Origin of the sequence: Pantoea sp. S62, assembly GCF_016658625.1 — a bacterium.
GTDB lineage: Bacteria > Pseudomonadota > Gammaproteobacteria > Enterobacterales > Enterobacteriaceae > Pantoea > Pantoea vagans.
On record NZ_JACVVI010000028.1, the window covers coordinates 20,991 to 28,115 of the forward strand.

Annotated in this window: 7 protein-coding genes and 1 tRNA gene; 4 read left to right on the top strand and 4 right to left on the bottom strand. The window is 54.9% G+C overall.

The genetic code is table 11. The features are described from left to right. The first annotated feature begins 29 nt into the window (after window positions 1–29). The 3 genes from IBT54_RS23970 to IBT54_RS23980 all read left to right on the top strand — a co-directional run bounded on the left by IBT54_RS23970 (window position 30) and on the right by IBT54_RS23980 (window position 3,526). Window positions 30–1,418, top strand: coding sequence for an MFS transporter (locus IBT54_RS23970; RefSeq protein WP_013356675.1), 1,389 nt, complete (start codon window positions 30–32; stop codon window positions 1,416–1,418). Window positions 1,419–1,505: 87 nt separating this feature from the next. Then, window positions 1,506–2,528: a LacI family DNA-binding transcriptional regulator gene (locus IBT54_RS23975; RefSeq protein ID WP_041457176.1), complete on the top strand. Its 1,023-nt coding sequence runs from the start codon at window positions 1,506–1,508 to the stop codon at window positions 2,526–2,528. Between the two features lie 11 nt (window positions 2,529–2,539). Continuing rightward, a complete protein-coding gene (locus IBT54_RS23980) occupies window positions 2,540–3,526 on the top strand; it encodes a nucleoside hydrolase (protein ID WP_061061540.1) in 987 nt (328 codons plus the stop codon). 149 nt (window positions 3,527–3,675) lie between these two features. On the opposite strand, the gene IBT54_RS23985 is transcribed toward IBT54_RS23980, so the two are convergent. The 3 genes from IBT54_RS23985 to IBT54_RS23995 all read right to left on the bottom strand — a co-directional run bounded on the left by IBT54_RS23985 (window position 3,676) and on the right by IBT54_RS23995 (window position 6,311). Next, a complete protein-coding gene (locus IBT54_RS23985; protein WP_013356678.1) occupies window positions 3,676–4,140 on the bottom strand; it encodes a YbaK/EbsC family protein in 465 nt (154 codons plus the stop codon). Between the two features lie 94 nt (window positions 4,141–4,234). After that, entirely contained in the window at window positions 4,235–5,029 is a 795-nt protein-coding gene (gene fhuF, locus IBT54_RS23990; protein ID WP_041456616.1) for a siderophore-iron reductase FhuF, read from the bottom strand. Window positions 5,030–5,213: 184 nt separating this feature from the next. Then, window positions 5,214–6,311: a diguanylate cyclase gene (locus IBT54_RS23995; protein WP_013356680.1), complete on the bottom strand. Its 1,098-nt coding sequence runs from the start codon at window positions 6,309–6,311 to the stop codon at window positions 5,214–5,216. Between the two features lie 231 nt (window positions 6,312–6,542). Between IBT54_RS23995 and IBT54_RS24000 the strand changes: the two genes are divergently transcribed. Further along, window positions 6,543–6,827 (top strand): DUF1435 domain-containing protein, encoded by a 285-nt coding sequence (locus tag IBT54_RS24000; protein ID WP_013356681.1) that lies wholly within the window; start codon window positions 6,543–6,545, stop codon window positions 6,825–6,827. Between the two features lie 132 nt (window positions 6,828–6,959). On the opposite strand, the gene IBT54_RS24005 is transcribed toward IBT54_RS24000, so the two are convergent. Beyond that, window positions 6,960–7,046: transfer RNA gene (locus tag IBT54_RS24005), tRNA-Leu, on the bottom strand. Window positions 7,047–7,125 lie beyond the last annotated feature (79 nt).

Sequence of the window (7,125 nt, forward strand, 5' to 3'; positions counted from 1 at the left end):
AATCTGCATACTCATTCAGGGATAGGGTTATGACGGCACACAATTCCGTTAAGCAGCAGGCATCACTGTCTTCCACCTCAGCCGCCGACGAGCGGTTTAACACTTCTTCAGGCCGCAAAGATTTCTGGCGCGCCACTTTCTCATGCTGGCTCGGAACGGCAATGGAGTACGCGGATTTCGCGCTCTACGGTCTGGCTGCCGGTATCATCTTTGGCGACGTATTCTTTCCGGAATCGACTCCCGCAATGGCACTGCTCTCCAGCTTTGCTACCTGGTCAGTCGGCTTTGTTGCCCGGCCTATCGGCGCACTCTTTTTCGGCTGGCTCGGCGACCGCAAAGGCCGAAAGGTCGTGATGATCTCCACCATCATTCTGATGGGCGCTTCCACCACCTTTATCGGCTTAATACCGAGCTATGCCGCGATTGGTGTCTGGGCTCCGGCCTGTCTGGTGCTGCTGCGCTTTACCCAGGGTTTCGGCGCGGGCGCAGAGTTATCGGGCGGCACGGTGATGCTGGGTGAATATGCGCCCGTTAAGCGTCGTGGCCTGGTTTCATCCGTTATTGCTCTGGGGTCTAACAGCGGTACGTTGCTGGCCTCGCTGGTCTGGCTGCTGGTAGTGCAGATGGATCAGCAGAGCCTGCTGGAGTGGGGCTGGCGTATTCCCTTCCTCAGCAGTGCGCTAATTGCCCTTGTTGCGCTGTGGATTCGACGTCACCTGCGTGAAACGCCAGTGTTTGAGCGCAGGAAAGCGGAAATGGAAGCGGAACGTGCAGGCGTACTGGCCGCGCCAGTCGTGGACTCGCGTCCTTTCTTCCAGCGTACCCGCGCTTTCTGGACCATGATAGGTTTGCGCATCGGCGAAAATGGCCCTTCTTATCTTGCTCAGGGCTTCATGGTGGGTTATGTCGCGAAGGTGCTGATGGTGGATAAGTCCGTACCGACGACGGCGGTGTTCCTTGCCTCACTGCTGGGCTTCCTGATTATTCCGTTTGCGGGCTGGCTCTCTGATCGTTTTGGTCGCCGGATCGTTTATCGCGTCTTCTGCCTGTTACTGATGATCTATGCCTGGCCCGCCTTTACGCTGCTGGACACGCGTGAACCGATGCTGGTGATCCCGGTTATCGTGGTCGGTATGGCGCTGGCGTCACTGGGTATTTATGGGGTGCAGGCGGCATGGGGCGTGGAAATGTTCGGCGTTCAACATCGCTACACCAAAATGGCAGTGGCCAAAGAGCTTGGCTCGATTTTATCCGGCGGCACAGCGCCGCTTATTGCCGCTGCTATGCTCTCTTATACCGGTCACTGGTGGCCGATTGCGGTCTACTTCTCGGCAATGGCCGCCATTGGATTCTTTACCACTTTTGTCGCTCCTGAGACGCGAGGGCGGAATCTCAATCTGCCTGAAGATGCCATCTAGATTTACCTGAAGGTGCCGTCTGCCAGGAGAGAGCGATAAACAGCAGGCCGTGTAAAGCGGCCTGTTTTTTTTATGGAGGAACGTGATGTGCCTAAGTCGTTAACGGGAAAAGTGACCCGCAGTGAAGTTGCGAAAGCGGCAGGCACCTCAGTGGCAGTCGTCAGTTATGTCATCAATAACGGGCCTCGTCCGGTCGCTGAGGCGACCCGTCAGCGGGTACTGGAGGCGATTAAAGCCACCGGTTACCGGCCCAATGCAGCAGCACGCGCGCTGGCCTCCGGCAACACCAAAACGTTTGGGCTGGTGGTGCCCAACATCGGCAATCCCTTCGTGGCGTCAATGGCGCACGTGTTGTTGCAGGAGTCGATGAACCACGGTCACGTCATGCTGCTGGGTGATGCAGGTGATGACCGCAAACGCGAACTGGAGTTAATTCAGGGGCTGCTCAATCGGCAGGTCGATGGTTTGTTTTACAATAGCGTCGATCGCCATCCTTACATCGACCTGATTAAAGCCAGCGGAACGCCACTGGTGATGCTGGAGCGGGTTGAGCCTCAGCCGGGCGTGAACATGCTGCGGGTCAATGAGCGTCAGGCCGCGTGGCAGGTGACGGCACATCTGTTGAGTCACGGTTATCAGCAGGTAGGGATCATCAGCGGCCCGGTCGATATGCTCAACGCACAGGATCGTATTCAGGGCTGGCGCGATGCCATGCACGATCGTGGCCTGCCGATTGATGAGTCGCTGATGTTCCCCGCCAGCTACACCCCACAGGGCGGCTACGAGGCGGCACAAACCATGATCGCCCGCGGCTGTGTGCCTCGTGCGTTGTTTACCAGCAATGAAGGTCAGGCGATTGGCGCGCTTCGCGCCTTTTCCGAACATCACCTTCGCGTGCCGCAGGATGTGGCACTGGTCTGCTTTAACGGGACCAATCACTCGTCGTTTCATGTTCCGACATTAACGACCGTGCGCCAGCCACTGCGTGAGATGGCACGCTCTGCGATTCAGATGCTGAAAGAGGGACAGAGCGAAGCGCAATTAAAGGAGTTTCCACACTATCTTGAAATTGGTGAATCCTGCGGCTGTCAGCCGCAAAGTCAGAGTTAATTTATAAAAATATGAAAAGAATCATTATTGATTGCGATCCCGGCAATGGTATCGCGGGTGCCAACACCGATGATGGGCTGGCGATTGCGCTGGCCTTAGCTTCACCAGCCCTGTCGCTGGAATTGATCACTACCGTAGCGGGTAACACGCCATGTGACGTGGGTGCACGCGTTGCCAAAGATCTGATCGTCCGGCTGGGATTATCTATCCCGGTCGTACAGGGCGCGACGCAGGCGTTACAGGAAGATCCTGCGCCATGGCGCGAGACGCTGGATCATCGGGTCAATCAGCTTGCGCTAGAAAAGCTCTGGCAGGATGTGCGTCAGCCAGCCGATATTGCGGCGGATGCGTTTGATGCGGCTGACGCTATCGGCAAACTGATTTGCGACAATCCGGGCGAGATTACACTGGTAGCAATTGGTCCGCTGACGAATGTGGCGCTGGCGATGCAGCGCTATCCCGCCATGGCAGAATCGGTGGCGGAAATTGTGATCATGGGCGGCGTCTTCTCGCTGGATGATTACATCAAAGACACCAATTTTGGTCTGGATCCCGAGGCGGCGCATCAGGTGTTGCACAGCGGTGCTGCGGTAACACTGGTGCCGATGGATGTCACCACGCAGACGCTGCTGACCCAGCAGGATCTGACACGTCTCACCGCGGCCGATCATCCGCTGACCGAATTTGTACGCGACACGCTGCGCCCGTGGATCGACTATTCAATGGAAACCCGTCAGCTGGCAGGATGCTGGATCCACGATGCGCTGGTGGTCGCCTGGTTGCTGAATCAGCGAGTCGCCTCGGGTATCGATTACCGGGTTGATATCGAACTACGTCCCGGTGCGACGCGTGGCAAAAGCTGGCGTTATCGTCAGCCGCTTCGGCTCACTGTCGGTGTGCCTGATCACTGCGGTGCATCGGTGCATGTGCTGCATAGCGTCGATAACACGCTGCTGTTGTCGATCATCGAACAGGCATTTAAGCGCCTGACATCCTGAAGTCATGGGCGATTAACTGCGCCCGCTTACTGCGCGTGATTAACTGCCATGATGGGGCGGTGATTATCATCGGCTGATAAAATCTGTCAGGTTGTCAGCAGCATTCGGGCGCAGGCAGAAATGCAGGGTTTGTGAGCCGATGCAAAGCGTTAAATCGCTTCGCATACGTCGATCCAGCGGGCGTTAGTCAGTTCAGCCATCTGCTGTGGCGAGATGCGGACGGCGCTGTGGATAGCGCCAGCGGCGGGCAGGACTTCTTCAAAGCTGCGCAGTGAAACATCACAGTAGACGGTCAGCGGATTCTCCAGACCGAACGGACAGACGCCGCCCACCGGGTGGCCGGTCCAGTTAATCACCTCGTCGACGCTCAGCATCCGCGCTTTCGCGCCCAGAGCCGCTTTCAGCTTGCGATTATCCAGCCGGGCATCGCCGCGTGTCACAATCAGCACCACGTCGTTTTTCACTTTCAGTGACAGGGTCTTGGCAATCTCTCCTGGCGTCACGCCATGGGCACGTGCAGCCATCCCGACCGTTGCAGTGCTTTCTGCCAGCTCAATAATTTCAATTTCAGGGGCGTGTTCGGCAAAGAACTGGCGCACGGACTCCAGACTCATCTTTCTCTCCAGGCTGATCGAAGGCGTAAAAATTGCCACAAGCCTCAGTGCCTGTAAACGAGATAAACGGAGAATTCGCTGTAATTAAGTCTGTTTAGCTGCCGCTCAGGGTGCAGTTGCCGCATTGTTCGACATCAGGGATGCGATAACGCTGGCAGCAGCTGCGACGGACCAGTTCGCCGTTGCGCGGGATCATGGTGCGATAAAGTGGGTTTTCGCTGCCATCCAGCAGCCGCTGGTTGAAGAACAGCGCCTGCTCCAGTTGCAGGATCAGCGCCTCATCGATCTGGCTTTTCAGCTCACCCAGGAACCACTGGAATGAGTAGCCCATGTTGTTCCAGATGAGTCGGGCGTTGATATCACCATGCTGCGTAATACCCTTGACCACCGGGATCAGATGCTGCTGAATCAGCCGGTCGATGCGCTGCAGGGAATTAAGATAGCGCGCTTCTTCATCTTCCTGCACATCGATCCAGAACGTGGCCGGATGGCCATTCTCATGAAATCCGACGCGAATATGCTCAGGCGAGCAGTCCAGCGCACGTGACTCCTGCAATAACGCCATGATGAGCGGAGGCAGCAGAAGGCCAAAATACCATTGTGCCCAGAGTGACAGCACCGGTTTCGCTTCACGAACGGCATCAGGATGATCGCGATAAAGATAATCGCTATAGCGCTGGATGAGCGGGGCAAAGGCCTCTGATTCCGACCAGGCGGCAAGCGTCAGCGTATCGCGCGGAGCAGACTGGCTGAACTTCGTCGATTCAAGCAGATAGCTGCGCTGTTGCTGCAGCCGCTCATGCAGACTTTCCGCCAGCGGGCGGTCATTCTGCCGGAAGATCATCGACTGAGCGCTAAAACGCTGTTCCTGAGCTGAAGCAGTTGCCATGACGACTCGCAGAAAGTGTAGATAAGAAAGCAAATGATAATCGTTATTGATTAACTCTACAAGTCGTGTAAAAAATCGTCGCTGCTGGCGGGAAATCGGCGGGGGTTGAGAGCGGTCATCAGGCCGGACAGAGCAGCACATCGCTCGCCACTGTTCCGGTCAGCAACGACCGCGTTATGCTTACTCAGGCATGTTCGCTGGAGGTCTGAGGCTGCTGTCGGGGCAAATCTTCCCAGGCGAGAATGGTATTGCGACCCTGATTTTTAGCCACATATAACGCGCTGTCCGCATTGGCGACCGCCAGATCGAACTCATTATCATAAATGGGCGCGATGCCCGCACTGATAGTCACGTGGGTGGAAACGGTCTCATTGAAAAGGTGAGGGATTTCTAAATCCAGCACATACTGGCGAATTCGCTCTGCCAGCTTCATGGCGATCGAACTGTTCACATTGGTCATCAGCACCAGAAACTCTTCGCCGCCGTAGCGGGTGACGACATCGCGCGAACGCACCGCATCACGAATCGCGACAGAGACACGCGCCAGTGCCTGATCGCCCATCGCATGCCCATAATTATCGTTATAGGCCTTGAAGTGGTCGATATCCAGCAGCAGCACGTAGTGGCTGCCGGCGTGGTTTTCCAGAATATTATCGAGCCGGTTCTTCAGGCCGCGACGGTTATAGAGTCCGGTCAGCGGATCGAGCATGCTGAGGTCACTGAATGTCTCTTTCTCTTCATAAAGCTGATGCATCAGACGCAGGGTAAAGTTGTCGGCACGGCGGCGCATCAGATGCTGCAAAGAGAAACCGATCAGAGGCAGGATGATGGTCAGCAGGATCAGCGGCAGATGCTGTCCATTGTCGAGCAGTAATACGGTGAAGACCGGCGGCGCGACGTGCAGACAAAATGCACCCAGATAATCGCTCAGGGCGATAGCACTGATAAATAACACACTGATCAAACTGATAATAAGAAAGCCACCATCAAAATAGAACACCTGATGAAAGCGATAATTAATGTGCCAGGCCCAGAGCATGCCCAGCAGTAGTGCCACAGGATTTAACAGGGGAAGTTTTAGTCTGGGCCATATTAAATAGGTAATTAACATGATGCCGCTAAAAGCAGCCACACAAATTACCGGCAGTGTCGCGTCATTGGTCTCATTGCTCATTACAGGCAGCAGATAAAATAGCGAAACGGCGATATTTAAAAAGAGAAAAAGCATCACTGAAAGCCGGTATTTACTCTGTTTCAGTTCTTCATATGATTGTAATTTCATTATAAATACTCGTGACGGCCCTGAAATACCAAAGCGCAAGCCGGCAAAAAAAGATTCTGCCAGAGAGTGAGCAAATTATTGCTGTTGCTGTTATTAAAGGTGTTATCGGCCGCAATCTAGCATTTTCCAACTGGTCTGTCATCTTCGTTGCCGGATGTGACAAAAACAGGCTGCAAGGCCGTTAAAACTGTCATATGATAATGGGAATGCTTATCATTTGAGGTTTGCGTCATGGGGATAGCGATTATTGCGGCCTGCGGCCTGTGGGGAGTCAGCTGGGCACTGGGTAAAAAACTGGATAGCGCGTGGGGCGTATTGCTGCCCTGCATCGCACTGCCGCTGTTCGCCTTATGGGAACCGAGCTTCAGTCAGTGGCGGATGGTCATGACGGTGGCGCTGCTGCTGACTGTCGTGATGCTGTTTAATCAGCGTCTGCGACACTATCTGCTGTTGCCATCCTGCCTGGCATTAGCGGGTGGCCTGGCGGCGATCTCTGTGAATTTTCATCTGATTTAATCGAGGCGAAGAGGGTGAAATCGACGTGCCGGGTGAGCTAAAGCGAGCTGAAAAACTAAAATGAGCAGGGGATAAAACGGTACTGCAAGGGAAGCAAAAGGGCATTGCGGGGAAAACAGAGGATGACAACGTTGGTGCGAAGAGAGGGACTTGAACCCTCACGTCCGTTAAGACACTAACACCTGAAGCTAGCGCGTCTACCAATTCCGCCACCTTCGCATCGAGTTGTCTGTTCATATCACCGCAATGGTGCGAAGAGAGGGACTTGAACCCTCACGTCCGTTAAGACACTAACACC

Coding starts and splice junctions, on each gene's coding strand:
- IBT54_RS23985 (WP_013356678.1), bottom strand. CDS start 4,140: ATGAGTCTGGAGTCCGTGCGCCAGTTCTTTGCCGAACACGCCCCTGAA.
- IBT54_RS24000 (WP_013356681.1), top strand. CDS start 6,543: ATGGGGATAGCGATTATTGCGGCCTGCGGCCTGTGGGGAGTCAGCTGG.
- IBT54_RS23970 (WP_013356675.1), top strand. CDS start 30: ATGACGGCACACAATTCCGTTAAGCAGCAGGCATCACTGTCTTCCACC.
- IBT54_RS23995 (WP_013356680.1), bottom strand. CDS start 6,311: ATGAAATTACAATCATATGAAGAACTGAAACAGAGTAAATACCGGCTT.
- fhuF (WP_041456616.1), bottom strand. CDS start 5,029: ATGGCAACTGCTTCAGCTCAGGAACAGCGTTTTAGCGCTCAGTCGATG.
- IBT54_RS23980 (WP_061061540.1), top strand. CDS start 2,540: ATGAAAAGAATCATTATTGATTGCGATCCCGGCAATGGTATCGCGGGT.